A 24,896-nucleotide genomic window follows, 5' to 3' on the forward strand; every position below is an offset into this window, starting at 1 on the left:
CCCGCGCCACTCCCGGTTGTCGTGGTTGCTGCCGTTTCACTGAGCCCTTGGTTAGAATCCCCGCTTCAACCTCTATCAAGGCAGCTCCATGGCCCAGTCCTACAGTGCGCGCAGCCGCGCCATCGAACCTTTCCACGTCATGGCGCTGCTGGCCCGGGCTAATCAGTTGCAGGCCGAAGGCTTCGACGTGATCCACCTGGAAATCGGCGAACCGGACTTCACCACCGCCGCGCCCATAGTCGCCGCCGGCCAGGCCGCCCTGGCGGCCGGGCATACCCGCTACACGGCGGCACGCGGCATTCCGGCGCTGCGCGAGGCAATAGCCGGCTTCTACGCGCAACGCTATCGATTGAGCATAGACCCTGAGCGGATTTTGATTACCCCGGGAGGCTCCGGCGCCCTGTTGCTGACCAGCAGCCTGCTGGTCGACCCGGGCAAGCATTGGCTGCTGGCCGATCCCGGCTACCCCTGCAACCGTCACTTCCTGCGCCTGATCGAGGGCGCCGCCCAGCTGGTGCCGGTGGGGCCCGAGGCGCGCTACCAGCTGACCCCCGAGCTGGTCGCCCGGCACTGGGACAAGGACAGCGTCGGCGCCCTGGTCGCCTCGCCCGCCAACCCCACCGGCACCGTGCTGCACCGCGACGAGCTGGCCGCCCTGTCCCGCGCCCTGAAGGAGCGGGGCGGGCACCTGGTGGTCGACGAGATCTACCACGGCCTGACCTATGGCATGGATGCCAGCAGCGTGCTGGAGGTGGACGACGACGCCTTCGTGCTCAACAGCTTCTCCAAATACTTCGGCATGACCGGCTGGCGCCTGGGCTGGCTGGTGGCGCCGCCGGCGGCCGTACCCGAGCTGGAGAAGCTGGCGCAGAATCTCTATATCAGCGCGCCGAGCATGGCCCAGCACGCGGCGCTGGCCTGCTTCGAGCCGGCGACCCTGGAGATCCTCGAGGAGCGTCGCCACGCATTTGCCCGCCGCCGCGATTTCCTCCTGCCGGCCTTGCGTGAGCTGGGCTTCAGGATCGCCGTGGAACCGGAGGGGGCCTTCTATCTGTATGCCGACATCGGCGCCTTCGGCGGCGATGCCTTCGCCTTCTGCCGGCACTTCCTGGAAACCGAGCATGTGGCCTTCACCCCGGGGCTGGACTTCGGCCGCCATCTGGCCGGCCAGCATGTGCGCTTCGCCTACACCCAGGACCTGCCGCGCCTGCAGCAGGCGGTCGAGCGCATCGCCCGCGGGCTGAAGAGCTGGCGTCCCGATGCGCTTTGAGCCGCCACTGCAGCAGGGCGTGCTGCTACGCCGCTACAAGCGCTTCCTCGCCGACATCGAGACCGCCGACGGCGAGCGACTGTGCATCCACTGCCCGAATACCGGCTCGATGCTCAATTGCATGAGCGAGGGCGCGCGGGTCTGGTTCAGCCGCTCCAGCGACCCCAGGCGCAAGCTGCCGGGCACCTGGGAACTGGGCGAGACCCCGCATGGGCGCCTGGCGCTGATCAATACCGGGCGAGCCAACGCCCTGGTCGAGGAGGCGCTGCGGGGCGGGCTGATCGATGAGCTGGCCGGTTTCGACGGGCTCAAACGGGAGGTGCCCTATGGCCAGGAGCGCAGCCGCATCGACTTCCGCCTGGATTACCCGGACGGGCCGGCCTACGTCGAGGTGAAAAGCGTCACCCTGGGCTTCGCCGACAGCGCGGTGGCGGCCTTTCCCGATGCCCGCACCGAGCGCGGCGCCAAGCATCTGCGCGAGCTGGCGGCGCTGGCCCGTGACGGTGTGCGCGCGGTGCAGCTGTATTGCGTCAACCTGAGCGGCATCGAGGCGGTGCGCCCGGCCGCGGAGATCGACCCGGCCTACGCCGCGGCGCTGCGCGAGGCGGTCGCCGCAGGCGTCGAGGTGCTGGCCTATGGCGCCGACATCGGCGCCGAGGAAGTGCGCCTGGCGCGCCGGCTCGAGGTCCGGCTATAGCGCTGCTGGCGGCGATTCGACCCAGATCGCGCCGTCGTTCTCGGCGCAGCTCAGTGCCTCGAGCGACTGGCCGGCGCAGGGGCCGGCCACGCATTCGCCACTGTCAATGAGGAACAGCGCGCCATGGGTGGCGCACTGGATCAGGCTGGCGCTGTGGTCGAGGAACTGGTCCGGCAGCCATTCCAGGGGGATGCCGCGGTGCGGGCAGCGGTTGCGGTAGACGAACACCCGGCCGTCCTTGCGCACGGCCAGCAGCTTGCCGCCGGCTATCTCGAAGCCTCGGCTGTGGCCCTCGGCCAGTTCATCGGTGGCGCATAAACGAATCATCAGTCCCTCCACGGCAGCCGCGCATTATGCCGATCTGCTACAGGCTGCCAAGTGGCGCGCGACCGGTGTCGCGCCCCTGCGTCCGCGAGCCGGGCTGGCGGTCGGCGCCGCAGCCTCTTATCCTGCCTGCCAAACCCTGATCCACGAAGCCCTGGCCACGCCATGAACCCCGTCATTCCAACGCGCGCGCTGTTCGCTGCCCTGGGCCTGCTGCTGGCGCTGGCGCTCTGGCTGTCGCTGGCCCTGGGGCCGGTCAGCCTGCCGTTGGCCGATACCCTGCAGGCGGCATTGCGTCTGCTCGGCCTTCCCGTAGGCAGCGAGGAGCTGCGCCAGGCCGAGCTGATCCTCGGCCAGATCCGCCTGCCGCGCAGCCTGCTCGGTCTGACGGTCGGTGCGGTGCTGGCGCTGTGCGGGGTGGCGATGCAGGGCCTGTTCCGCAACCCGCTGGCCGACCCCGGGCTGGTCGGCGTATCCAGCGGGGCGGCCCTCGGCGCGGCGCTGGCGATCGTCGGTGGCGCCGCGTTTGGCGGCCTGCCGGATGCCTTGGCGCCCTACCTGTTGTCGCTGTGCGCCTTTATCGGCGGGCTCGGGGTCACCGCCCTGGTCTATCGCCTGGGCCGGCGTGACGGTCAGACCAGCGTGGCGACCATGCTCCTGGCCGGTATCGCCCTGACCGCGCTGGCCGGCGCGGCCATCGGCCTGTTCACCTACCTGGCCGACGACGCCACCCTGCGCACCCTGACCTTCTGGAACCTCGGCAGCCTCAACGGTGCCAGCTACGCCCGGCTGTGGCCGCTGCTGCTGGTGACCGTGGCGGTGGCGCTGTGGCTGCCGCGTCGGGCCAGGGCGCTGAACGCGCTGCTGCTCGGCGAGTCGGAGGCGCGCCACCTGGGCTTCGCCGTCGAGCGGGTCAAGGGCGAACTGGTGTTGTGCACGGCCCTGGGCGTCGGCGCGGCAGTGGCGGCGGCGGGGATGATCGGCTTTATCGGCCTGGTCGTGCCGCACCTGATCCGCCTGCTGGTGGGGCCGGATCACCGCGTGCTGCTGCCGGCCTCGGCGCTGGCCGGTGCCAGCCTGCTGCTGCTCGCCGACCTGGCCGCGCGGCTGACCCTGGCGCCGGCGGAGCTGCCGATCGGCATCGTCACCGCGCTGATCGGAGCGCCCTTCTTCCTCTACCTGTTGCTGCGGGGGCGCGCCTGATGCTGCGAGCGGAAAACCTGGCGGTGCAGCGCGGTTCCCGTTGCGTGCTGGCGGATATCGACCTGCGGTTGCTGCCCGGCGAGGTGCTCGGTGTGCTCGGTCCCAACGGTGCGGGCAAGAGCACCCTGCTCGGCGCGCTCTGTGGCGAACTGGCGGCGGCGCGCGGGCAGGTGTGGCTCGACCAGCGAGCGCTAAGCGACTGGCAGGGTGCCGAACGGGCGCGGCGCCTGGCGGTGTTGCCGCAGAACTCGACGCTGAGCTTCGCCTTCCGGGTCGAGGAGGTGGTGGCCATGGGCCGTTTGCCGCACGCCAGCGGCCGGGCGCGCGACGGCGAGGTGGTCGCGGCGGCGCTGGCGGCGGCCGATGCGGCGCACCTGAGCGGGCGCAGCTACCTGGCGCTGTCCGGCGGCGAACGCCAGCGCGTGCACCTGGCGCGGGTGCTGGCCCAGCTCTGGCCGGGCGGGGCAGGGCAGGTCCTGCTGCTGGATGAGCCGACCTCGATGCTCGACCCGCTGCACCAGCACACCACCCTGCAGGCCACCCGCGCCTTCGCCGAGCAGGGCGCCGCGGTGCTGGTGATCCTGCATGACCTGAACCTGGCGGCGCGCTACTGCGACCGCCTGCTGCTGCTCGATCGCGGCCGCCCGCAGGCCCTGGGTACGCCGGAACAGGTCCTGCGTGCCGAGCCACTGCAGGCGGTGTTCGGTCTCGAGGTGCTGGTGCAGCGCCACCCGGAGCGAGGCCATCCCCTGATCATCGCCCGTTGAGGAGTCCCATGCGTCCAATCCTGTTGTCGTTGCTGGTGCTGTTGTCCGCCTGTCAGGCCGCTTTGCCGCCATTGCCGGCGTGGCAAAGCCCGGAGGGGCGCGAGCAGGCTCAAGTCGGGCAGATCCTCGACCTGCGCAGTGGCCAACCCCTGAACCCGGCGCAGCTGGTCGAGCGCCTGGCCGGCGCGTCGCGGTTGCTGATCGGCGAGCGTCACGACAACGCCGATCATCACGTCCTGCAGCACTGGTTGCTGGAGGCGCTGGAGCACCGGCGCGCGCAGGGCAGCCTGCTGCTGGAGATGCTCAACCCGGACCAGCAGGCCAGGGTGGAGGCGGCGCGCCGGGGCATCGCCAGCGGGCAGACCATCGCCGATCTGCCCGCCGCGCTGGCCTGGCAGAAGGGCTGGGACTGGGCGTTGTACGGGCCTATCGTGCGCCATGCCCTGGACCGCCCCTATCCGCTGTTGGCGGCCAACCTGGACCGCCCGCAGCTGCTCCAGGTCTATCGCCAGCCGCCGGCGCTGAGTGGGTTGCGCTCGACCGCGCCGGCGGTGCGCGCGGCGCTGCAGGAGCAGATCCGCGAGTCCCACTGCGGCAAGCTGCCGGACAGCCAGCTGCCGGCCATGCTCGCCGTGCAGCAGCAGCGCGACCGGCGCATGGCCGAGGCGCTGCTGGCCGCCCCCGCGCCCAGCCTGCTGCTGGCCGGCGCCTACCACGTGCGTCGGGACCTGGGCGTGCCCCTGCACCTGCAGGACCTGGGCGAGCCGACGGGGGGGCTGGTGCTGATCCTCGCCGAGCTCGGCCAGACGGTCACGGCCGCCGAGGCCGACCTGGTCTGGTACACGCCGCGCCGGCCGGAGCAGGATTACTGCGCCGCACTGGGCGAGTAGCCCGGCAGCGCGGCGAGGCCAGCGTGCCGGGGCATCGACCAAGGTCGTGCAGTGCGTGGGGCGAATAATCGGCCACACTTAGCCCAGGAGGTGAGGGCATGGCCAATCGCACGCTACGCGCGCAGCGCCTGGTAGCGCTGTTCCTGCTGGGTTGTCTGCTGTTCAGCTATCCGCTGCTGGCGCTGTTCGACAGTCCCCAGCGGCTGTTCGGCATACCGCTGCTGTTCGCCTACCTGTTCGCCGCCTGGGCCCTGCTGATCCTGTTGATGATGCTGGTCGTGGAAGGCTCGCGCCGATGAGGGAGCACTGCCCATGCCGCTCGGTGGCCTGATCCTGCTGACCTCCGCTGCCTACCTGGGCATCCTCTTCGCCATCGCCTACTGGGGCGACAAGCGCGCCGACGCCGGCCGTTCGATCATCGCCAATCCCTATATCTACGCGCTGTCGATGGCGGTGTACGCCACCTCCTGGACCTTCTACGGCAGCGTCGGCCGGGCGGCGGCCAGCGGCGTCGGCTTCCTGCCGATCTACCTCGGCCCGACCCTGATGGCGGCCTTGTTCTGGCTGGTGCTGCGCAAGATGGTGCGCATCAGCAAGGCCAACCGCATCACCTCGATCGCCGACTTCATTGCCGCCCGCTACGGCAAGAGTGCGCTGCTCGGCGGCCTGGTGACGCTGATCGCGGTGATCGGGGTGATTCCCTACATCGCCCTGCAGCTCAAGGCGGTGTCCAGCAGCTTCCTGATCCTCTGGCAGTACCCGGCAATTCAGATGCCGCACCAGGGCCAGGCGCTGGGGCCGTTGCAGGACACCGCGCTCTACGTCGCGCTGCTGCTGGCGGCCTTCACCATCGTCTTCGGCACCCGCCACCTGGACGCCACCGAGCGCCACGAAGGCATGGTCGCGGCCATCGCCTTCGAGTCGCTGGTCAAGCTGCTGGCCTTCCTGGCGGTCGGCCTGTTCGTCACCTTCGGCCTGTATCACGGCTTCGCCGACCTGTTCGAGCAGGCCGAGCGGCTGCCCGGGATCGATCGCCTGCTGACTCTCGGCGGCCCGGCCGGCACCTACGGTTCCTGGGCGGCGCTGATTTTCCTGTCGCTGCTGTCGCTGCTGTTCCTGCCGCGCCAGTTCCAGATCAGCGTGGTCGAGAATGTCAACGAGGAGCACCTGGCCAAGGCCATCTGGCTGTTCCCGCTGTACCTGCTGGCGATCAACCTGTTCGTCCTGCCGATCACCTTCGCCGGCCTGATGCAGTTTGCCGATGGCGCGGTGGACGCCGACACCTTCGTCCTCACCCTGCCCATGCTCCATCAGCAGCAGGCCCTGGCCCTGCTGGTGTTCGTCGGCGGGCTGTCGGCCGCCACCGGCATGGTCATCGTCGAGACCATCGCCCTGTCGACAATGATCTGCAACGACCTGGCGATGCCCCTGCTGCTGCGCTGGAAGGCCATCGGCCTGGCGCGGCGCAGCGACCTGTCGGGGCTGCTGCTGGGCATCCGCCGCGGCGCCATCGTGTTGCTGATGCTGCTCGGCTACCTGTACTACCGGGCGGCCGGCGAGGCCTATGCGCTGGTGTCGATCGGCCTGGTGTCGTTCGCCGCGGTGGCGCAGTTCGCCCCGGCCATGCTCGGTGGCATGTACTGGAAGCAGGGCACCCGGGCCGGCGCCCTGAGCGGCCTGCTGCTGGGGTTCCTGTTGTGGGCCTACACCCTGCTGCTGCCGGCGTTCGCCAAGTCCGGCTGGTTGCCACTGGCGTTCATCGAGCAGGGTCCACTGGCCATCGCCTGGCTCAAGCCGCAGGCGCTGTTCGGCCTGGTCGGCCTCGATGAAATCGGCCATTCGCTGTTCTGGAGCCTGCTGGGTAATCTCGGCGCCTATGTCGGGGTGTCGCTGTTCAGCCAGCAGAGCAGCCGCGAACACGCCCAGGCGCTGCTGTTCGTCGATGCCTTCAGGGTGGTCGGTCGCGGCGCCGGCCTGTGGCGCGGCAGCGCCTCGGTGCAGGAGGTGATCGCCCTGGTCGGGCGTTTCCTGGGGCCGGCGCGGGCCGCCGAAGCCTTCGCCGAGTACGCCCGGCAGCGCGGTCTTGCCGCCAGCGACCAGCTGGAGCCGGACGCCGGGCTGGTGCATTTCACCGAGCAGCAGCTGGCCGGGGCGATCGGCACGGCCTCGGCGCGGGTGATGCTGGCCTCGGTGGTGCAGGAGGAGCCGCTGGGCATGGACGAGGTGCTCGGCATCCTCGACGAGGCCTCCCAGGTGCTGGCCTACAGCCGGCGCCTGGAGCAGCAGTCGCGGGAACTGGAGGCGGCGACCGCCGAGCTGCGCGCGGCCAATGCGCGGCTGCAGGAACTCGACCGGCTGAAGGACGATTTCATCTCCACCGTCACCCACGAGTTGCGCACGCCGTTGACCTCGATCCGCGCCTTCTCCGAGATCCTCAACGACAACCCGGAGCTGGAGCCGGCGCAGCGTGCGCGCTTCATCGCTATCATCGTCAAGGAAAGCGAGCGCCTGACTCGCCTGATCAACCAGGTGCTGGACCTGGCCAAGCTCGAATCGGGGCGCGCCGAATGGCACAGCGCGGCGCTGGATCTGGGCGAGGTTATCGAGGATGCGCTGGCCACCACCAGCCAGCTGCTGCAGGAGCGGGGCGTGCAACTCGAGCTGCAGCTGCCGGCGCAGGTACCACCGGTGCAGGCCGACCGCGACCGCCTGCTGCAGGTGCTGCTCAACCTGATCGCCAATGCGGCGAAGTTCTGCGATCCCCGGGCCGGTCGGATCAGGCTCGCGGTGCAGGTGCTGCCCGAGGCACTGCAGGTGGACGTGAGCGACAATGGGGCGGGTATCGAGCCGGCCGACCAGCAAACCATCTTCGAGAAGTTTCGCCAGGTCGGCGACAACCTCACCGCCAAGCCCCAGGGCACGGGCCTGGGGCTGCCTATCAGCCGGCAGATCGTCGAGCACTTCGGCGGCCGGCTGTGGGTGCGGAGTGCGCCGGGGCAGGGCGCGACCTTTTCCTTTAACCTGCCGCTTGCGGGCGGCAAGACGGAGGATGAACCATGAGCAAGCGCGTGTTGATCGCCGACGACGAGCCGAACATCGTCATTTCCCTGGAGTTTCTCCTGCAACAGGCCGGCTACCAGGTGCAGGTCGCCCATGATGGCCAGCAGGCCTGGGAGGCGATTCAGCGCGAGCCGCCCGACCTGCTGCTGCTCGACGTGATGATGCCGCGGCTGAGCGGCTACGACCTGTGCCAGAAGATCCGCGAGAATCCGGCCTGGCAGGCCATGCGCATCGTCATGCTGACCGCCAAGGGCCGTGAGGTGGAGGTCAGCAAGGGCCTGGCGCTGGGCGCCGATGCCTACATCAGCAAGCCGTTCTCGACCCAGGAACTGCTGGCGCAGGTGCGCGACCTGCTGGCGGACACCTAGCCGATGCGCCCGCGCCTGCGTTTTGCCGCCTGGCTGCTCGGCCTGGGGCTGGGCCTGGGCGGCGTGCTGCTGCTCGCCGGGGCGCTGCTCTGGAGCGACCTGAGCGACGCCGAGCGCGATGCCCTGACGGCGCTGCTGGCCGGGCGCGGGGCCCTGCTGGTGGTGTTGGGCGGGTTGCTGCTGGCGTTGCTCGGCGCGCTGCTGCGCCTGGCCCTGGCGGCCTACCCGGAAGCGGCGGCGCGGCTGGCCGAAGAGGTCGACATCATCCACCGGGTCAACCCCGGGCACCGTGTGACGCCGGCGGGCGCGGCACCGATGCGCCGGCTGGCGGTGGCGCTGAACGCCTTCGCCGACGCCAACTGCGCCCTGCAGCAGGAGGTGGCCGAGCGCATCGAGGAGGCCAACGCGCGCCTGGAACAGGAGAAGAACCGCCTGGCCGCGCTCATGTCCGAACTGGCCCAGAGCGTGCTGGTGTGTAACCGCGAGGGCCGCATCCTGTTGTACAACACCCGCGCCAGCCTGCTGCTGGCCTCGGGCGCGGACGACGCCGGCGGCGCGCCGGTCGGCCTGGGCCGCTCGATCTTCGGCATTCTCGACCAGCGCCTGATCGTGCATGCCCTGGAGCGGGTGCGCCGACGCCTCGAACAGCACAGCCCGCGCCCGGTGGCGCAGTTCGTCAGCGCCCGCGGCGTGCACCTGCTGCGCGCGCAGATGGTGCCCTTGCAGGATGCGCAGGACGAGCTGATCGGCTTCATCCTGATCCTCGAGGACATCACCCGTTCGGTCGAGCTCAACAGTCGCCGCGATGCCCTGCTGCTGCAGCTCACCGAGGGCAGCCGCGCGGCCCTGGGCAACATCCGCGCCGCCGCCGAAACCGTGCAGCAGTACCCGCAGATGGATGACGAGCAGCGCCAGCGCTTCGGCGCGGTGATCCTCGACGAGGCGCAGCGACTGTCCCGGCAGCTGCAGCAGACCCTGGCGCGGCACGCTGATATCCTGCGCCCGCAATGGCCGCTGGAGGACATGCTGGCCAGCGACCTGCTGCTGGCCCTGCAGCGCAACTTCGACTCCGCGCTCGGGGTGACCGCCCACTATGAGGATGGCAGCGAGGCCTATTGGCTGAGCCTGGACAGCTATTCGCTGGTGCAGGCGCTGACCCAGCTGATGGGGGCACTGGCCGCGGCCTGCGCGATCCATGAGGTCGACTTCGAGCTGACGGGCGAGCCGGGTTTCGTGCGCCTGGCCCTGCGCTGGGACGGCCAGCCACTGGCGCCGGAGTTGTTGCACGAGTGGGAGGAGCGGCCGTGCAGCCTGGCCGGGGAGGCGCCAGGCGGCTCCACCCTGCGCGAGGTGCTGGAACGGCATGGCGGCGAGCTCTGGTGCCAGAGCGACCGCGAGGCGGGGGGCAATCGCCTCTACCTGCAACTGCCCACCAGCGAGCCCGAGCCATTGGGCGAGATGCCGACGCAGGTGCAGGGGCGGCCGGTGTACTACGACTTCGACCTGTTCAGCCAGCCGGGGCAGACCCCGGAGCTCGACGAGCGGCCGCTTACCGAGTTGTCCTTCACCGTGTTCGACACCGAGACCACCGGCCTGGCGCCGTCCGAGGGCGACGAGATCATCTCGATCGGCGCGGTGCGCATCGTCAACGGTCATCTGCTCAAGCAGGAATGCTTCGAGCAGTTGATCGATCCGCACCGCTCGATCCCGCGCGAGTCGCAACAGGTGCACGGCCTGACCCCGGAGATGCTCGCCGGGCAGCCGAGCATCGGTCAGGTGCTGCCGCTGTTCCAGCGCTTCGCCGAGGACACCGTGCTGGTCGCCCACAACGCGGCGTTCGACATGCGCTTCCTGCAACTCAAGGAGCAGCAGACCGGCGTGCGCTTCATCCAGCCGCTGCTCGATACCCTGCTGCTTTCGGCCCTGGCGCATCCGGGCCATAACGCCGATGAACATCGCCTGGAGCGGATCGCCGCGCGTCTCGGCGTCCAGGTGGTGGGTCGGCATACCGCGTTGGGCGATGCGATGGTCACCGCCGAGGTGTTCCTCAAGCTGCTCCCGCTGCTGGCCGAGCGTGGCATCCACACCCTGCGCCAGGCCCGCGAGGCGTCGCAGAAGACCTATTACTCCAAGCTGGAGTACTAGCCGCTGTGCAATGACGGGAACATTCGAGCAGGCAAAAAAAGACCCGGCACGTGCCGGGTCAATAACCGTGATTAGCCTGATGAGGAGATAACCAGAAGAAGCCGACTGCTGGCTCCTTGCGCTTATCGACTGATCTCGCGACCAGTTGGGTAGATAATAGCAATTCTCATTTGCAAGTCAACACTAATGAGAACTATTTTTATTGCTGTGGCCGGAGCCCAGAACGCCGAACCCGGCACAAGGCCGGGTTCGTTGGGTTGCGTTGCGCGTGCCGGGTCAGGCTTCGGCGGGCAGGCGCAGCTGGGTGACCTCCTTGTTCAGCAGGTCGATACGCCGGGCCATGCTCTCGATCAGGCTGTGGGCGATCCGCGGGTTGCTCTGCATCAGGCTGAGGAACTGCTCCTTGGGGATCACCATGACCGTGCAGGGTTCGGTGGCCAGGACGGTGGCGCTGCGTTTTTCCCGGGTGAATACCGCCATGGCGCCGAAGATCTCGTCTTTCTGCACGTCGCCGACCTTGTGTCCGTCGACGTAGGCCTCGGCGTGGCCCTCGATGATGATGAACACATGGTCGGCGGCATCGCCCTGGTGGATCAGCTCCTCGCCGGTGGCGAAGTGCTGGAAGCCGGTGGCGGGACGGATCTCCGGTTGCTTCAGCCGCGCCAGGGCGTCGGAGAGCAGCGCCGTATGGCCGATCAGGTATTGCACCAGCAGTTCCTGGCGGGCCGGGTCGTGATAGATGTGCGTGAACACCTCGCTGCGCGAGTAGGGAATCAGGCTGATCGGCTCTTCGCTGCTCAGGCGGCAGCTGGGCAGGTCGATGCCCTGGCGCAGGCCGACCAGGTCGCCTTCCTGCAGATAGAACAGCGGGCGGCCGTCGACCAGTGCATGCAGCAGACCGTTGTCGATGATGAACAGCTGGTCGTCCGGTAGCGCCTGGGCCAGGTCCTCGACGCCTTCGAGTTGCAGCGGCGCAGCGCAGGGTTCGAGGCCTTCCAGCAGCTGGGGAGGGATGCTTTGCAGTCGGTTGATCAGCTGGTCGGCGTAGGCCGGTTGCTCCCCGAGTAGATACATGAGCGTAATTCCTTGAACTGACTGGGCTGACTAAGGCGCACCAAAGGCCCTCAGACAATAAGTGCTGTCAGGCTCTAGGTAAATCACTCTGCTTGGAGGTTGTGAGCTAGCTCTTGTTGTGCGGCGGTTGGGCATCGAGCTGGCCGTTGAGCTCGGCCTTGTGCGCCGGCGGCAACTCGTTCCAGTGGACATCGAGCAGGGCTCCCTCGATGGCATACAGCAGCACCTTGGAAGCTCGGAAACCGCGCGCGCGCACCGCCCGGTAGGCGTCGACCGCTCCTAGCCGGCGCAAGTCGTTGGCGCTGTGGATGCCGGCCGCATGCAGCCACTGTGCGGAGGTTTTGCCCAGGTTCTTCAGGTGTTGCAGTTCATCGTTCATCAAGCCTCCTGGCGCCGCTCAAGGGTAAGGCGACGTGCACTCAGTTCCGGATGCCTGTGAGCAAGTGTAGCGGCCAGCGCACCAGGCGCACCGGTTCGCCATCGCCCCAGGCCTGGCGCAATTGCGGGATCAGTTCGGACACCGGGTCGCGGCCATGCTGCCGTTCCCAGCGCTGCACCGCCGACCAGGTACGCAGGTAGCCGGTCAGGTGGTCGAAGTGCCAATGCGCCTCGATGGCGAAGGTTGGCGCTTCGATTCGCGCGAAGGGCATCTGGATATCGCGGTAGCCGGCGTCGACGCTGGCACGCCCCTGCGGCCAGTAATCCTTCAGGGTTTCTCGATAGAAGGCGTCGATCAGCGGATCCAGGCGCTCGTCGATGCTCATCAGGCTGTAGCACCAGGCGCAGAACAGGCCGCCGGGCTTGAGCAGACGGGCGACTTCGGCAAAGAACGCGGGGCCGGCGAACCAGTGCAGGGCCTGGGCGACCACGATCAGGTCGAGGCTGGCGTCGGCCAGCGGCTGCGTTTCGGCGCTGGCGGCGTAGAAGCTGACGCCCGGTATGGTCCCGGCGGCGCGCAGTTGGCCGAGGCTCGCATCGCTGGCCAGCACCCGGGTGAAGTAACGGGGCAGCCGCTGGCTGGCCTGACCGTTGCCGCAGGCCAGATCCAGGGCGCGTTGGTGGTCTCGGCAGTGCCGGCTCAGCCAGTCGAACAGGGCCGCCGGGTAGTGCGGGCGGAAGCTGGCATAGGCGCCGGCGCGGGCGTCGAACAGCTGACTGACCTCGTTCATTTGCTGCGATAGCGCAGGCGGGTGCCGAAGTTGACCGACATGAGGATCTCGTCGGCGCTCAGCTCGACCGGAAAGTAGCTGCCGGAAATCTGCGCATGGGCCAGGCTGGCACCCTCCAGCTGCGCCTCGCGCAGATCCAGGCCGCGCAGATCGGCGCCGCGGAAGTAGGCGTCGCGGAAGTTGACCCGCTGGGTATCCAGCTCTCGCAGGTCGAGGCCGCGGAAGTCGCCGCCGCTCAGGTCGATCTCGCCGCTGGCGGGCTTCTGGGCGTTGAAGGCGGCGACGTCATCGCGGCGTAGTAGCTGATAGAGCGGGCAATCGAGCTGGCTTGGCTTGCTCATCGCGGGACTTCCACAGGGGTTCCCGGCGAGTATAGAAGCCGCGGCGGTTTTTGCCCGCCGCGGGCTGCCAGGGGGCGCTCAGAGCCCGGGCAGGCGCTGGCGGATGCGCGCCACCAGGCTGTCCAGGCTGGCGCTCTGGTCGGTATCGACACGCTTGCTGTGGGCCAGTTCATCCTCGCTCAGCGCTTCGCGGCTGGCCTGCTGGGCGTGGACCACGTCCAGGGTGGCATCGGACGGGTCCCGGCCGTCGGCCTGGCGCTTGGCCAGCCAGCCGGCGATCACCGCTTCCGGCGCCTGGCAGTCGAGGATCAGGAAGGGCACGCCGGTTTCCTCGGCGATCTGCCACGCCGCCAGGCGCTGGGCCTGCTTGAGATAGGTGGCGTCGATTACCACCGGGAAGCCGGCGTGCAACGCCGCATTGGCCAGTTGATGCAGACGCTCGTAGGTAGCCGCGCTGGCATCCTGGCTGTAGATGCCGCCGTGCAGCTGGCCCTGCTGCTCATCCGGTTGCTCGCCGAACAGGCGCTTGCGTTCGACGTCCGAGCGCAGGCGAATGGCCCCCAGCGCCTCGACCAGACGCATGGCGACATGGCTCTTGCCGACGGCAGAAACGCCGTGGGTGATGGCCAGGAAGCGCGAGGGGATGGCGCTGTAGCTTTCCGCCAAGGCCGCATAGCGGCGGTACTGGCGCAGAATCACGGCGCGCTGGACGGCATCCTGCTCCTGGCCGAGGCGGAACAGGCTGACCTTGCCGCGAACCATGGCCCGGTAGGCCTTGTAGAAGTTCAGCAGTTCCAGTCCAGCATAGTCGCCGGTGTGCTCCAGCCAGGCGCTGATAAAGCGCCGGGACAGGGGCTTGAGGCCACGGTCTTCCAGGTCCATGGCGAGGAAGGCGGCGTCCGAGACGATGTCGATCAGGCGGAAGGGCTCATTGAATTCGATGCAGTCGAACAGCACTACGTGGTCGTCGAGCAGGGTGGCGTTGCCCAGGTGGATGTCGCCGTGGCATTCGCGGATGAAACCCTCGGCCTTGCGCTGCTCGAGCAGCGGCTGCAGGCGTTCGAAGCTGCTTTCGGCCCAGGCCTGCAGGGCATCTAGCTGCTGCAGGTTGGCCTTGTCGCCAAGCAGCGGGCGAATCTGCTCGAAATTCTGCCGCACCGGGCTCATGACCGCCTCCGGCGTGCCAAGCGGATGCTCGGCTGCAACCCGTGGCGCGTCCAGGTGGAAGCGGGCGATCAACTGGGCCAGCTCGTCGATATGCGCATCGTTCAGCTCGCCGCGAGCCTGTACCTCGCCGAGCAGCTGGCTCTGCGGGAACTGGCGCATCTGCACCGCGTACTCGATGGCCTCGCCGTCGCCTCCCAGTTGCGGCGCCTGCTCATTGCCGGTGATGGGCAGCACCTGCAGGTACAGATCCTCGGTCAGGCGCTGGTTAAGGCGCACTTCCTCCTCGCAGAAGTGCTTGCGCGACGCCAGCGTGGTGAAGTCGAGAAAGCCGAAGTCCATCGGTTTCTTGATCTTGTAGGCGTAGGGCCCGGTCAGCAGAACCCAGGAGATATGCGTCTCGATGACCTGGAAAGCGTCCACCGGATGAGGGTAGAGGGCCGGGTTCTGCAGGGCGGTGATCAGAGCGTGGCTCACGGGCGATCCTTGGCTTTCGGACTAAATAGGAGGCGGGCATTATGGCGGCTGTGAGCCGCTCTGCAAACCGCCGGGCTGCGCCTGCCGGCACCAGGCAAAGTGCGTATAATGCCGCGCCATGACTCGTACCCGATCTCCCCGTTCTCGTTCAAAACGTCGCTCGCCGGGCAGGCGCCCCTGGCTTGGCTGGGCTTTCAAGCTCGGCCTGGTCGGTTTGGTCGTGCTGGCCGGCTTTGCGGTTTACCTCGATGCCGTGGTCCAGGAGAAGTTCTCCGGCAAGCGCTGGACCGTGCCGGCCAAGGTCTATGCCCGGCCGCTCGAGCTGTTCGTCGGCCAGAAACTGGCCAAGGATGACTTCCTCAAGGAGCTGGATGCACTCGGCTATCGCCGGACTGGCAGCGTAACAGGGCCGGGTGAGGTGGCAGTGGCGGGCAACAGCCTGGAACTGCATTCGCGTGGCTTCCAGTTCTATGAAAGCAGCGAGCCGGCGCAGCGGGTGCGGGTGCGTTTCTCCGGCGATTATGTCGCCGGCCTGAATCAGGCCAATGGCGGTACTCTGGCCGTCGCTCGCCTGGAGCCGCTGCTGATCGGCGGTTTGTATCCGGCCCACCAGGAAGACCGGGTACTGATCAAGCTGGATCAGGTGCCGCCCTATCTGGTGGAAACCCTGGTGGCGGTGGAGGACCGTGAGTTCTTCAACCATTTCGGCGTATCGCCCAAGTCGATTGCCCGCGCGGTGTGGATCAATGCCACGGCCGGCGAGGTGCGTCAGGGCGGCAGTACCCTGACCCAGCAATTGGTCAAGAACTTCTACCTGAGCAACGAGCGCAGCCTGACCCGCAAGGCCACCGAAGCCATGATGGCGGTGTTGCTCGAGTTGCATTACGACAAGCAGGACATTCTCGAGGCCTACCTCAACGAGGTGTTCCTCGGTCAGGATGGCCAGCGCTCGATCCACGGGTTCGGCCTGGCCAGCCAGTACTTTTTCAGCCAGCCGCTGTCGGAGCTGAAGCTCGAACAGGTGGCCCTGCTGGTCGGCATGGTCAAGGGGCCGACCTACTACAATCCGCGGCGCAATCCCGAGCGCGCGTTGCAGCGGCGCAACCTGGTGCTCGATGTGCTCGTCGAGCAAGGCGTGGTGTCGGCCGAGCAGGCCGCGGTGGCCAAGCAGAAGCCGCTGGGTGTGACGCCGCGCGGCAGCATTGCCAATAGCTCCTTTCCAGCCTTTCTCGATCTGGTCAAGCGCCAGTTGCGCGAGGACTATCGCGAGGAGGACCTGACCGAGGAAGGGCTGCGTATCTTTACCAGTTTCGATCCGATCCTCCAGCTCAAGGCCGAAAGCGCCCTGGCCGACTCGCTCAAGCGCCTGTCGGGGCGCAAGGGGGTCGATCAGGTGGAGGCTGGCATGGTGGTGACCAATCCGGAAACGGGTGAAGTGCAGGCCTTGCTCGGCAGTCGCCAGCCGCGCTACGCCGGCTTCAACCGCGCCCTGGATGCGTTGCGGCCGATCGGTTCGCTGGTCAAGCCGGCGATCTATCTGACGGCGCTGGAGCACCCCAGTCAGTACACCTTGACCAGCCTGGTGGAGGACCAGCCGTTTTCCATCAAAGGCCAGGACGGCCAGGTGTGGACACCGCAGAACTACGACCGCAAGGCCCATGGCACCATCTATCTGTACCAGGGGCTGGTCAACTCCTACAACCTGTCCACCGCCAAGCTGGGGCTGGAACTGGGCGTGCCTAATGTACTCAAAACTCTAGAGCGTCTCGGTGTCGAGCGTAAGTGGCCGGCCTATCCCTCGATGCTGCTGGGAGCCGGCGCGTTGACGCCGATGGAGGTGGCGGGTATGTACCAGACCTTGGCCAATGGTGGTTTCAACACTCCGCTGCGGGGTATCCGCAGTGTCCTGACCGCCGAGGGTCAGCCGCTCAAACGCTACCCGTTCCAGATCCAGCAGCGGTTCGACGCCGGGGCGATCTACCTGCTGCAAAATGCCATGCAGCGCACCATGCACGAGGGCACGGGGCGTTCGGTGTACAACCAGTTGCCGAGGTCCCTGGCGCTGGCTGGCAAGACTGGCACCAGCAACGATTCGCGCGACAGCTGGTTCGCCGGTTTCAGCCAGGACCTGCTGGCAGTGGTTTGGCTCGGGCGTGACGACAATGGACCGACGCCGCTGACCGGCGCCAGCGGTGCACTGCAGGTGTGGACCAGCTTTATGCGCCAGGCCGATCCGCTGCCGCTGGATATGCCGATGCCGGATAACGTTGTGCAGGCCTGGGTGGATGCCAATAGCGGTGCGGGGTCCGATCCGAGCTGCCCGAATGCGGTGCAGATGCCATATATTCGCGGTAGCGAGCCCGTTCCGGGCGGCGCCTGCGGACTCCAGGCCCCGGTGGACTCGGTCATGGACTGGGTGCGGGGCTGGTTGGATTAAGTGAGAGGGTATGAAGTGATCAAGTGGTGGGTTCCTGCTCTAACAGCTTCGATGGCGCTTGGCGGTTGTGCCAGCGTGCCGCGCGGTTCGATTCCGGTCGTCGATTCCAGTGGCTCGGTCTACGAGCAGCAGGAGGGCGCGCCTGGTTATTCGGCCCCGGCCAACCGGGCGCCGCAAACCCTGCCCCAGGATTCCGGTGTGGTGGTCATGGTGCCGGACGCGGCGGGCAGTTCGGCGCCGATTCAGACGTTCCCGGCGCCCAATCAGAACGGTGCAGGCATCACCAGTCAGCCGCTGAGTGTCGATCCGTTGGGTGCGGGTGCATACAGCGCGCCGGCTCCGGTGATGCCAAGCAGTATCCCGAGCTCGGGCGGTCTGGCCGCCGATGAGCAGCTGGATGGTCCGGTCCTGGCGTTGCTGACCACTGCCCAGCAATTGCAAAGCAGTGGCGATCTGAATGGGGCCGCCTCCAGCCTGGAACGCGCTCAGCGTATCGCGCCCCGGGAACCGCAGGTGCTCTACCGCTTGGCTGAAGTTCGACTGGCTCAAGGCGATGCGGCGCAGGCCGAGCAATTTGCCCGGCGCGGCTTGAGTTATGCCAGCGGTCGACCGGCATTGCAGGCCAGTCTGTGGAACCTGATTGCCCAGGCTCGTGAGCGCCAGGGCGACCCGGTTGGCGCGGCGCAGGCGCGTGAGCGGGCAAGGGTAAACCTCTGATGGATACACGCGCGCCTGCCGTGGCCGAGCAGTTATTGCTGATCGAACGTGAGTTGCGTGTGCAGGGGTGGTGGGCCGAGACACCACCCAGTCCGCAGGCACTGGCCAGCGAGCAACCCTTCTGTGTCGATACCCTGGCGTTCGAGCAATGGTTGCAGTGGATCTTTCTGCCGCGGATGAAAACCCTGGTCGAGCGGGGCGCGGCCCTGCCCAGCGTGTCGGGAATTCAGCCCATGGCCGAGCAGGTCTATGGTGAGCAGAGCGAGCGCGCCAGGGGCTTGATCAGGCTGCTGGGGGAGTTCGATCGACTGATCGCCGGCGCGCCCTAAGGTCGCGCCAGGCGGCTACTGGCAATTGTCGGCAATCGCCTTCTTGGTTTCGCCGATGCGTTGCTGGCGCTCCTCTTCGTTCAGGCGGCGTACCTCGCCATCGACCTCGACGCGCAGGCGCGGGTTGTTCTCCAGTTGTGCCAGGTTGGTTCTCACGGTCTGGCAATACTCCTTGCGCTTGGCCTGCTGCTCGGCGACCTGCTGCTTGACCTGGCGATCGATCGCTTCCTGCTCCGCATCGGTGTCGCTGTCGAAGGTCGTCGCCGGCTTGGCTGCGGCCGGCTTGGCTGGCGCGATGGCCGTGTTGATGCTGGTCGCCTGCTGACCTTCTGGTGGCTGCGCGCCGAAGTGCGTGACGCCCTGTGCGTCGACCCATTTGTACACTTGGCCAGCCAGGGCGGTCGTGCTCAGGGTGCTCAGGGCGAGCAGCAAGCTGCTGGTGAGGATCATACGGCGCATGCTGTTTCCTTTAAGTGAGCTGCGTTACTTGGTGGTTACTATAACCAAAATGCTCGATTCGTCATCCTGCGCTACGTCACAGCAGAAGATTGCAGAATCCGATACGGATCACTTGACTTGCCTGCGTCTAATCCGAACAATTCCACGTTCGCTGTAGTGGAGTCCGCCGCAAGCAGGCTTTAGCTCAGCAGACATGAGGCGCACACCCGCGCCGACCTGTTTCACCCGCAACGCGTTACCTCGCGCTGGGTGGGAAGCCCCCGCAACACTTTGGGGATTTCCCAATACTTGCTCAGTAGTAGCTGACGTAGTCGGCGACCACCGTCGCTCATGCTCTGCTTGGCAGTAAACCTATCTTAGGCCGTCCTTTTCGAGGGCGGTTTTCTGGCGTTTTAGAGGTGAACAACGTGGAGCTTTTATCCGGCGCTGAAATGGTCGTCCGCTTCCTGCGTGACGAAGGCGTTAAGAATATTTACGGGTACCCGGGCGGTGCCTTGCTGCATATCTACGATGCCCTGTTCAAGGAGCCGGAGGTGAACCACATCCTGGTTCGCCACGAACAGGCCGCGACCCATATGGCCGATGGCTATGCCCGTGCGACCGGCAAGGCCGGCGTCGTGCTGGTGACCTCCGGGCCCGGCGCGACCAATGCCATCACCGGTATTGCCACCGCCTACATGGACTCCATTCCGATGGTCGTGCTGTCTGGCCAGGTTCCGAGCAACATGGTCGGTACCGATGCCTTCCAGGAAACCGACATGATCGGCATCTCCCGGCCGATCGTGAAGCACAGCTTCATGATCAAGCACGCCTCGGAGATTCCCGAGGTGATGAAGAAGGCCTTCTACCTGGCGCAGTCCGGTCGTCCGGGGCCGGTGGTCGTGGACATTCCCAAGGACATGACCAACCCGGCGGAAAAATTCGAATACGTCTACCCCAAGAAAGCCAAGCTGCGTTCCTACAGCCCTGCGTTGCGCGGGCATTCCGGGCAGATCCGCAAGGCGGCCGAGTTGCTGCTCAGCGCCAAGCGCCCGGTTCTCTACTCCGGTGGTGGGGTGATCATGGGCGGAGCTTCGGCGCCGCTGACCGAACTGGCGCAGATGCTCAATCTGCCGGTGACCAATACCCTGATGGGGCTGGGCGGCTACCCGGGTGGCGATCGTCAGTTCCTCGGCATGCTGGGCATGCATGGCAGCTATCCGGCCAACCTGGCGATGCACCACGCCGACGTGATTCTTGCAGTGGGCGCGCGTTTCGATGATCGGGTGATCAATGGCGCGAGCAAGTTCTGCCCGAACGCCAAGATCATTCATATCGACATCGACCCGGCTTCGATCTCCAAGACCATCAAGGCCGATGTGCCTATTGTCGGTCCGGTGGACAGCGTGTTGACCGAGATGGTCGCGATCGTCAAAGAGATCGGCGAGAAGCTGAGCAAGGAGGCGCTGGCCAGTTGGTGGAAGCAGATTGACGAATGGCGCGGCAGCCGCGGCATGTTCCCCTATGACAAGGGCGACGGCAGCATCATCAAGCCGCAGACGGTGATCGAAACGCTGTGTGAAGTGACCCATGGCGATGCTTTCATCACTTCCGACGTCGGCCAGCACCAGATGTTTGCCGCGCAATACTACAAGTTCAACAAGCCCAATCGCTGGATCAACTCCGGTGGCCTGGGCACCATGGGCTTCGGCTTCCCTGCCGCCATGGGCGTCAAGCTGAGCTTCCCGGAGGACGACGTCGCCTGCGTGACTGGTGAAGGCAGCATCCAGATGAACATCCAGGAACTGTCGACCTGCCTGCAGTACGACCTGCCGGTAAAGATCGTCAACCTGAACAACGGTGCCTTGGGCATGGTTCGCCAGTGGCAGGACATGAACTATGGCAGCCGCCATTCGCATTCCTACATGGAGTCGCTGCCGGATTTCGTCAAGCTGGCCGAGGCCTACGGCCATATTGGCATGCGCATCACCGAGCTGAAGGATCTGAAGCCGATGATGGAGGAGGCCTTCGCGCTGAAGGACCGTCTGGTATTCCTCGATATCCAGGTGGACACCAGCGAGCACGTCTACCCGATGCAGATCAAAGACGGTGCGATGCGCGACATGTGGCTGAGCAAGACGGAGCGGACCTAATCATGCGACACATTATTTCCCTGCTGCTGGAAAACGAGCCAGGCGCTTTGTCCCGTGTGGTTGGACTGTTTTCCCAGCGCAACTACAACATCGAAAGCCTGACCGTGGCGCCGACCGAGGACCCGACGTTGTCGCGTTTGACGCTCACCACGGTCGGTCACGATGAAATAATCGAGCAGATCACCAAGAACCTCAACAAACTGGTCGAAGTGGTCAAGCTGGTCGACTTGTCGGAGAGCGCCCACATCGAGCGCGAGCTGATGCTGGTCAAGGTCAAGGCCACCGGCGCCCAGCGTGCCGAGGTCAAGCGCACCACCGACATCTTCCGTGGGCAGATCGTCGACGTGAATACCAGCGTCTACACCATCCAGCTGGCCGGCACCAGCGACAAGCTGGACAGCTTTATTCAGGCGATAGGCACGGCCTCGATCCTGGAGACCGTACGTAGCGGTGTCACCGGCATTGCCCGCGGCGACAAGGTGCTGAGTATCTGACTGCGCCGCAAAGAAAAAAGCCCCGCATTTGCGGGGCTTTTTTCTAGCCCTGGCGGTTCCAGAAGGCATTGATCAGGGGGTCGTTGAGGCGCTTCTCTAGGGCAAACAGGCCGATATCGTAGGCGGTCAGCGGTGGTTGGATATCGTAGGTACGGATGTGTGCCCCCAGGGGGCTGTTATCCAGCACGATTTGCGGGACCACGCCGATGCCAAATCCCAGGCTGACCATGCTGACGATCGCTTCGTTGCCGCTGACTTGGGCATAAATCCGCGGTTTGATGTTGTGGCTTTTCAGCCATCGATCCGTGCGGGTGCGGGCAAGCCCCTCTTCCGAAAGGATCATTGGCACATCTCGCCAGCTGGCTGTGCCGGGGTATTTCAGTTGTTCATCGGTCAATAGCTGGGGCGCCAGTGGGCCGATGAAGCGCAGCTCGGAGCGGGCAATCGGTTGAAAGGCGATACCCGCTGCCAAGTTGTCGGGGCGTGCGCCGATGGCCAGATCCTCCACCCCTTCTTGTACGCGCTCCACGGCCCTGGCCGCATCGCCGGTGTGCAGCTTCATTTCAATGCGTGGGTAGTCTCGGCGAAAGCTGCTCAGGATGTCGTAGAGGAAGCTGTAGCTGGCGGTCACCGAGCAGTACAGCGAGAGTTCTCCGTGCAAGATCAGTTGATCCTGCTTGAAACTCTGGCGTATGGCCTGCAAGCCACTCATCACCTCCCTCGCGTATTCGCGAAACTGGACCCCTTCGCGAGTCAGTCGAACCGAGCGGTTGTCTCGCAGAAACAGCGCTGCACCGAGCTCATCCTCGAGTTGTTTGATGCTGCGACTGAGGGCGGAGGGGCTGACGTGGCACTCGCGGCTGGTTTTGCCGAAATGCAGGTTGTCGGCCAGGGAAAGAAAAAGGCTGAGGGCGTGGCTGTCCATTGTGTTTCATATATTGGCACGTTGTGTTGCAAATATATCATTTTACGCAATGGGAATGATCACCTAAGGTATCTCCGTCGCGGTGCTTGCACCCATCCCTATCGATCAAAAGAGCCAAGACCATGAAAGTGTATTACGACAAAGATTGTGATCTCTCCATCATCCAGGGCAAGAAGGTTGCCATCATCGGTTATGGCTCTCAGGGCCACGCCCAGGCATGCAACCTGAAGGACTCCGGTGTCGACGTCACCATCGGTCTGCGCAAGGGTTCGGCTACTGTCGCCAAGGCCGAGGCCCACGGCCTGAAAGTCACCGATGTGGCCAGCGCCGTTGCTGCTGCCGATCTGGTCATGATCCTGACCCCGGATGAGTTTCAGGGCCAGCTGTACAAGAACGAGATCGAGCCGAACATCAAGCAGGGTGCAACCCTGGCCTTCTCCCACGGCTTCTCGATTCACTACAACCAGGTCGTGCCACGTGCCGATCTCGACGTGATCATGATTGCGCCGAAAGCCCCGGGGCATACCGTGCGCTCCGAGTTCGTCAAGGGCGGCGGCATCCCCGACCTGATCGCGATCTACCAAGACGCTTCCGGCAATGCCAAGAATGTGGCTCTGTCCTACGCTTCGGGCGTCGGCGGCGGCCGTACCGGCATCATCGAAACCACCTTCAAGGACGAGACCGAGACCGACCTGTTCGGCGAGCAAGCCGTTCTGTGCGGCGGTTGCGTTGAGCTGGTCAAGGCCGGCTTCGAAACGCTGGTCGACGCCGGTTATGCGCCGGAAATGGCCTACTTCGAGTGCCTGCATGAGCTGAAGCTGATCGTCGACCTCATGTACGAAGGCGGCATCGCCAACATGAACTACTCGATCTCCAACAACGCCGAGTACGGCGAGTATGTGACTGGCCCGGAAGTGATCAACGAGGAATCGCGCAAAGCCATGCGCAACGCCCTCAAACGCATCCAGGACGGTGAGTACGCCAAGATGTTCATCAGCGAAGGTGCTACCAACTATCCGTCGATGACCGCTAAGCGCCGCAACAACGCGGCTCATGGCATCGAGATCATCGGTGAGCAGCTGCGCTCGATGATGCCGTGGATCTCCGCGAACAAGATCGTCGACAAAGCCAAGAACTAAGTTCTTCGCTGTAAGAAAAAACGCGGCCCTGGCCGCGTTTTTTCATTCTGACGCAAGGCTTCTGGTATAAAGCCTGATCGTTAAGCCGGCGATATTGGTGGCTCGCGCTAGTTGCGCTCGGCTAAATTCTTCAAATCCGTTGCAAGGTGTCGTACATGAGCGAACGTCCAGAAGAGTCTAATTCGGCCTCCGATGAAGAGAGCCTGTTGCCGGTTGATGAGCATATCGAGGAAGGGCATGACGAAGACGGGCGCAAGGTTCGCCATCGTGGGGTCTATCTGCTGCCTAACCTGTTCACCACGGCGAATCTGTTCGCCGGCTTCTACTCCATCATTAATGCCATGAACGGCAACTTCTATGTCGCCGCCGCTGCGGTGTTCGTCGCCATGGTCCTGGATGGCCTCGATGGGCGCGTGGCGCGCTTGACCAACACGCAAAGCGCATTTGGCGCGGAATACGATTCGCTGTCGGACATGGTCGCCTTCGGTGTGGCTCCCGCCCTTCTTGCCTTCGAGTGGGCGCTGGGCAGCATGGGCAAGGTTGGCTGGATGGTTGCATTCATCTATGTTGCCGGAGCGGCCCTGCGGTTGGCACGCTTCAATACGCAGATTGGTACCACCGACAAGCGCTACTTCATTGGTCTGGCCAGTCCGGCCGCGGCCGGGGTGGTAGCGGGGACTGTCTGGGCCTTCAGTGACTTCGGTATCCAGGGCTCGAACATGGCCTTCGCCGTCGCGGTGCTGGTCGCTGCAGCCGGTATGCTGATGGTCAGCAATATTAAGTACCACAGCTTCAAGGAGCTCGACCTGAAGGGGCGGGTCCCCTTTGTGGTCATCCTGGCGGTGGTGCTGCTCTTCGCCGTGGTGTTTAGCGATCCACCACGTATTCTGCTGATTATCTTCCTGGCCTATGCGGCTTCTGGTCCGGTGCAATACTTGCTTCAGCTGCGTCGTCGTAAGAGCGTTCAGTGATCTGGCTCGGTTTCGCGCTTCCTGAGGGGCTCTCAGGAGGCGCGGAGTCGAGTATCATCGATCGTCTAGCGACTAATGATCGAAATATCGCAGTTTGGTGTTGACGTGCCTTTCGCGGCGCCTATAATGCGCACCACTTCCGGCGCAGGCCTTTCGGAAAACCTCTTGTAGATCAATTGGTTATCTTGTTTTTAGGGCTTGCGGCACGGCGAAAGCCGTGTAGAATGCGCCGGGCTGACGGGGTGGTGGTTTGATCCTGTTGGCGCTTCGATCGAGGTGATCGAAAGCGGATGAAAAGGGCGGTTGACAGCGGATTGAAACGCTGTAGAATTCGCCTCCCGCTG

At 65.5% G+C, this 24,896-nt stretch carries 24 protein-coding genes; 16 read left to right on the forward strand and 8 right to left on the reverse strand.

The window, feature by feature from the left end; all coding sequences use genetic code 11:
- Window positions 1–88: 88 nt before the first annotated feature.
- Both AB5S05_RS18045 and sfsA read left to right on the forward strand, forming a co-directional pair.
- Entirely contained in the window at window positions 89–1,270 is a 1,182-nt protein-coding gene (locus tag AB5S05_RS18045; RefSeq protein ID WP_369288906.1) for a pyridoxal phosphate-dependent aminotransferase, read from the forward strand.
- A complete protein-coding gene (gene sfsA, locus AB5S05_RS18050; RefSeq protein ID WP_369288907.1) occupies window positions 1,260–1,967 on the forward strand; it encodes a DNA/RNA nuclease SfsA in 708 nt (235 codons plus the stop codon). The genes AB5S05_RS18045 and sfsA overlap by 11 nt, the downstream gene beginning before the upstream one ends.
- Here sfsA and AB5S05_RS18055 read toward each other — a convergent pair.
- Window positions 1,962–2,294 (reverse strand): Rieske (2Fe-2S) protein, encoded by a 333-nt coding sequence (locus AB5S05_RS18055; protein ID WP_369288908.1) that lies wholly within the window; start codon window positions 2,292–2,294, stop codon window positions 1,962–1,964. The genes sfsA and AB5S05_RS18055 overlap by 6 nt on opposite strands.
- A 162-nt stretch (window positions 2,295–2,456) precedes the next feature.
- On the opposite strand from AB5S05_RS18055, the gene AB5S05_RS18060 reads away from it, so the two are divergent.
- The 7 genes from AB5S05_RS18060 (at window position 2,457) to AB5S05_RS18090 (ending at window position 10,724) form a co-directional block, all read left to right on the forward strand.
- On the forward strand, window positions 2,457–3,494 hold the full coding sequence (locus AB5S05_RS18060) for a FecCD family ABC transporter permease (protein WP_369288909.1): 1,038 nt from the start codon (window positions 2,457–2,459) through the stop codon (window positions 3,492–3,494).
- The gene (locus AB5S05_RS18065; protein ID WP_369288910.1) at window positions 3,494–4,261 is read left to right on the forward strand and encodes a heme ABC transporter ATP-binding protein; all 768 of its coding nucleotides are present in this window, start codon (window positions 3,494–3,496) and stop codon (window positions 4,259–4,261) included. The genes AB5S05_RS18060 and AB5S05_RS18065 overlap by 1 nt, the downstream gene beginning before the upstream one ends.
- 8 nt (window positions 4,262–4,269) lie before the next feature.
- On the forward strand, window positions 4,270–5,151 hold the full coding sequence (locus tag AB5S05_RS18070; protein ID WP_369288911.1) for a ChaN family lipoprotein: 882 nt from the start codon (window positions 4,270–4,272) through the stop codon (window positions 5,149–5,151).
- 98 nt (window positions 5,152–5,249) lie between these two features.
- A complete protein-coding gene (locus tag AB5S05_RS18075; protein ID WP_369288912.1) occupies window positions 5,250–5,450 on the forward strand; it encodes a hypothetical protein in 201 nt (66 codons plus the stop codon).
- A gap of 13 nt (window positions 5,451–5,463) precedes the next feature.
- A complete protein-coding gene (locus AB5S05_RS18080) occupies window positions 5,464–8,211 on the forward strand; it encodes an ATP-binding protein (RefSeq protein ID WP_369288913.1) in 2,748 nt (915 codons plus the stop codon).
- Window positions 8,208–8,579, forward strand: a complete 372-nt coding sequence (locus AB5S05_RS18085; protein ID WP_369288914.1) for a response regulator transcription factor — start codon at window positions 8,208–8,210, stop codon at window positions 8,577–8,579. The genes AB5S05_RS18080 and AB5S05_RS18085 overlap by 4 nt, the downstream gene beginning before the upstream one ends.
- A 3-nt stretch (window positions 8,580–8,582) precedes the next feature.
- Window positions 8,583–10,724: a 3'-5' exonuclease gene (locus AB5S05_RS18090; RefSeq protein WP_369288915.1), complete on the forward strand. Its 2,142-nt coding sequence runs from the start codon at window positions 8,583–8,585 to the stop codon at window positions 10,722–10,724.
- Window positions 10,725–11,000: 276 nt separating this feature from the next.
- Here AB5S05_RS18090 and AB5S05_RS18095 read toward each other — a convergent pair whose 3' ends face one another.
- The 5 genes from AB5S05_RS18095 to AB5S05_RS18115 form a co-directional block, all read right to left on the reverse strand.
- Window positions 11,001–11,798, reverse strand: coding sequence for a Crp/Fnr family transcriptional regulator (locus tag AB5S05_RS18095; protein WP_369288917.1), 798 nt, complete (start codon window positions 11,796–11,798; stop codon window positions 11,001–11,003).
- Window positions 11,799–11,904: 106 nt separating this feature from the next.
- Window positions 11,905–12,177: a TfoX/Sxy family protein gene (locus AB5S05_RS18100; protein ID WP_369288918.1), complete on the reverse strand. Its 273-nt coding sequence runs from the start codon at window positions 12,175–12,177 to the stop codon at window positions 11,905–11,907.
- A 40-nt stretch (window positions 12,178–12,217) separates the two neighbouring features.
- On the reverse strand, window positions 12,218–12,967 hold the full coding sequence (locus tag AB5S05_RS18105) for a class I SAM-dependent methyltransferase (protein ID WP_369288919.1): 750 nt from the start codon (window positions 12,965–12,967) through the stop codon (window positions 12,218–12,220).
- Complete coding sequence (locus AB5S05_RS18110) at window positions 12,964–13,308, reverse strand: pentapeptide repeat-containing protein (RefSeq protein WP_369288920.1); 345 nt, start codon at window positions 13,306–13,308, stop codon at window positions 12,964–12,966. The genes AB5S05_RS18105 and AB5S05_RS18110 overlap by 4 nt, the downstream gene beginning before the upstream one ends.
- Before the next feature lie 78 nt (window positions 13,309–13,386).
- The gene (locus tag AB5S05_RS18115; protein ID WP_369288921.1) at window positions 13,387–14,949 is read right to left on the reverse strand and encodes a bifunctional aminoglycoside phosphotransferase/ATP-binding protein; all 1,563 of its coding nucleotides are present in this window, start codon (window positions 14,947–14,949) and stop codon (window positions 13,387–13,389) included.
- Window positions 14,950–15,067: 118 nt separating this feature from the next.
- Between AB5S05_RS18115 and mrcB the strand changes: the two genes are divergently transcribed.
- Genes mrcB through AB5S05_RS18130 form a run of 3 tightly spaced genes read left to right on the forward strand, consistent with a single transcriptional unit; the run spans window position 15,068 to window position 18,432 of the window.
- Window positions 15,068–17,386, forward strand: coding sequence for a penicillin-binding protein 1B (gene mrcB, locus AB5S05_RS18120; protein ID WP_369288922.1), 2,319 nt, complete (start codon window positions 15,068–15,070; stop codon window positions 17,384–17,386).
- Between the two features lie 51 nt (window positions 17,387–17,437).
- Complete coding sequence (locus AB5S05_RS18125; protein WP_369288931.1) at window positions 17,438–18,103, forward strand: tetratricopeptide repeat protein; 666 nt, start codon at window positions 17,438–17,440, stop codon at window positions 18,101–18,103.
- On the forward strand, window positions 18,103–18,432 hold the full coding sequence (locus AB5S05_RS18130; RefSeq protein ID WP_369288923.1) for a YqcC family protein: 330 nt from the start codon (window positions 18,103–18,105) through the stop codon (window positions 18,430–18,432). The genes AB5S05_RS18125 and AB5S05_RS18130 overlap by 1 nt, the downstream gene beginning before the upstream one ends.
- A 15-nt stretch (window positions 18,433–18,447) precedes the next feature.
- On the opposite strand, the gene AB5S05_RS18135 is transcribed toward AB5S05_RS18130, so the two are convergent.
- Window positions 18,448–18,891, reverse strand: a complete 444-nt coding sequence (locus tag AB5S05_RS18135; RefSeq protein WP_369288924.1) for a DUF4124 domain-containing protein — start codon at window positions 18,889–18,891, stop codon at window positions 18,448–18,450.
- Between the two features lie 407 nt (window positions 18,892–19,298).
- On the opposite strand from AB5S05_RS18135, the gene AB5S05_RS18140 reads away from it, so the two are divergent.
- Together AB5S05_RS18140 and ilvN are read left to right on the forward strand one after the other, a co-directional pair.
- A complete protein-coding gene (locus AB5S05_RS18140) occupies window positions 19,299–21,023 on the forward strand; it encodes an acetolactate synthase 3 large subunit (protein ID WP_369288925.1) in 1,725 nt (574 codons plus the stop codon).
- Window positions 21,024–21,025: 2 nt separating this feature from the next.
- Complete coding sequence (gene ilvN, locus AB5S05_RS18145; protein WP_369288926.1) at window positions 21,026–21,517, forward strand: acetolactate synthase small subunit; 492 nt, start codon at window positions 21,026–21,028, stop codon at window positions 21,515–21,517.
- A 43-nt stretch (window positions 21,518–21,560) separates the two neighbouring features.
- Here the strand turns inward: ilvN and ilvY are convergent, their stop codons facing one another.
- The gene (gene ilvY, locus AB5S05_RS18150; protein WP_369288927.1) at window positions 21,561–22,442 is read right to left on the reverse strand and encodes an HTH-type transcriptional activator IlvY; all 882 of its coding nucleotides are present in this window, start codon (window positions 22,440–22,442) and stop codon (window positions 21,561–21,563) included.
- Between the two features lie 122 nt (window positions 22,443–22,564).
- Here ilvY and ilvC point away from each other — a divergent pair, with 122 nt between their 5' ends.
- Both ilvC and pssA read left to right on the forward strand, forming a co-directional pair.
- Window positions 22,565–23,581 (forward strand): ketol-acid reductoisomerase, encoded by a 1,017-nt coding sequence (gene ilvC / locus AB5S05_RS18155; protein WP_369288928.1) that lies wholly within the window; start codon window positions 22,565–22,567, stop codon window positions 23,579–23,581.
- Window positions 23,582–23,736: 155 nt separating this feature from the next.
- The gene (pssA, locus tag AB5S05_RS18160) at window positions 23,737–24,552 is read left to right on the forward strand and encodes a CDP-diacylglycerol--serine O-phosphatidyltransferase (RefSeq protein ID WP_369288929.1); all 816 of its coding nucleotides are present in this window, start codon (window positions 23,737–23,739) and stop codon (window positions 24,550–24,552) included.
- Window positions 24,553–24,896: the final 344 nt, after the last annotated feature.

Source organism: Pseudomonas zhanjiangensis (assembly GCF_041027545.1).
GTDB lineage: Bacteria > Pseudomonadota > Gammaproteobacteria > Pseudomonadales > Pseudomonadaceae > Aquipseudomonas > Aquipseudomonas zhanjiangensis.

Coding starts and splice junctions, on each gene's coding strand:
- AB5S05_RS18125 (WP_369288931.1), top strand. CDS start 17,438: ATGGCGCTTGGCGGTTGTGCCAGCGTGCCGCGCGGTTCGATTCCGGTC.
- ilvN (WP_369288926.1), top strand. CDS start 21,026: ATGCGACACATTATTTCCCTGCTGCTGGAAAACGAGCCAGGCGCTTTG.
- AB5S05_RS18070 (WP_369288911.1), top strand. CDS start 4,270: ATGCGTCCAATCCTGTTGTCGTTGCTGGTGCTGTTGTCCGCCTGTCAG.
- AB5S05_RS18085 (WP_369288914.1), top strand. CDS start 8,208: ATGAGCAAGCGCGTGTTGATCGCCGACGACGAGCCGAACATCGTCATT.
- AB5S05_RS18080 (WP_369288913.1), top strand. CDS start 5,464: ATGCCGCTCGGTGGCCTGATCCTGCTGACCTCCGCTGCCTACCTGGGC.
- AB5S05_RS18095 (WP_369288917.1), bottom strand. CDS start 11,798: ATGTATCTACTCGGGGAGCAACCGGCCTACGCCGACCAGCTGATCAAC.
- AB5S05_RS18105 (WP_369288919.1), bottom strand. CDS start 12,967: ATGAACGAGGTCAGTCAGCTGTTCGACGCCCGCGCCGGCGCCTATGCC.
- AB5S05_RS18060 (WP_369288909.1), top strand. CDS start 2,457: ATGAACCCCGTCATTCCAACGCGCGCGCTGTTCGCTGCCCTGGGCCTG.
- ilvC (WP_369288928.1), top strand. CDS start 22,565: ATGAAAGTGTATTACGACAAAGATTGTGATCTCTCCATCATCCAGGGC.
- AB5S05_RS18075 (WP_369288912.1), top strand. CDS start 5,250: ATGGCCAATCGCACGCTACGCGCGCAGCGCCTGGTAGCGCTGTTCCTG.
- AB5S05_RS18130 (WP_369288923.1), top strand. CDS start 18,103: ATGGATACACGCGCGCCTGCCGTGGCCGAGCAGTTATTGCTGATCGAA.
- mrcB (WP_369288922.1), top strand. CDS start 15,068: ATGACTCGTACCCGATCTCCCCGTTCTCGTTCAAAACGTCGCTCGCCG.
- AB5S05_RS18055 (WP_369288908.1), bottom strand. CDS start 2,294: ATGATTCGTTTATGCGCCACCGATGAACTGGCCGAGGGCCACAGCCGA.
- pssA (WP_369288929.1), top strand. CDS start 23,737: ATGAGCGAACGTCCAGAAGAGTCTAATTCGGCCTCCGATGAAGAGAGC.
- AB5S05_RS18090 (WP_369288915.1), top strand. CDS start 8,583: ATGCGCCCGCGCCTGCGTTTTGCCGCCTGGCTGCTCGGCCTGGGGCTG.
- ilvY (WP_369288927.1), bottom strand. CDS start 22,442: ATGGACAGCCACGCCCTCAGCCTTTTTCTTTCCCTGGCCGACAACCTG.
- AB5S05_RS18135 (WP_369288924.1), bottom strand. CDS start 18,891: ATGCGCCGTATGATCCTCACCAGCAGCTTGCTGCTCGCCCTGAGCACC.
- AB5S05_RS18100 (WP_369288918.1), bottom strand. CDS start 12,177: ATGAACGATGAACTGCAACACCTGAAGAACCTGGGCAAAACCTCCGCA.
- AB5S05_RS18110 (WP_369288920.1), bottom strand. CDS start 13,308: ATGAGCAAGCCAAGCCAGCTCGATTGCCCGCTCTATCAGCTACTACGC.
- AB5S05_RS18065 (WP_369288910.1), top strand. CDS start 3,494: ATGCTGCGAGCGGAAAACCTGGCGGTGCAGCGCGGTTCCCGTTGCGTG.
- AB5S05_RS18045 (WP_369288906.1), top strand. CDS start 89: ATGGCCCAGTCCTACAGTGCGCGCAGCCGCGCCATCGAACCTTTCCAC.
- sfsA (WP_369288907.1), top strand. CDS start 1,260: ATGCGCTTTGAGCCGCCACTGCAGCAGGGCGTGCTGCTACGCCGCTAC.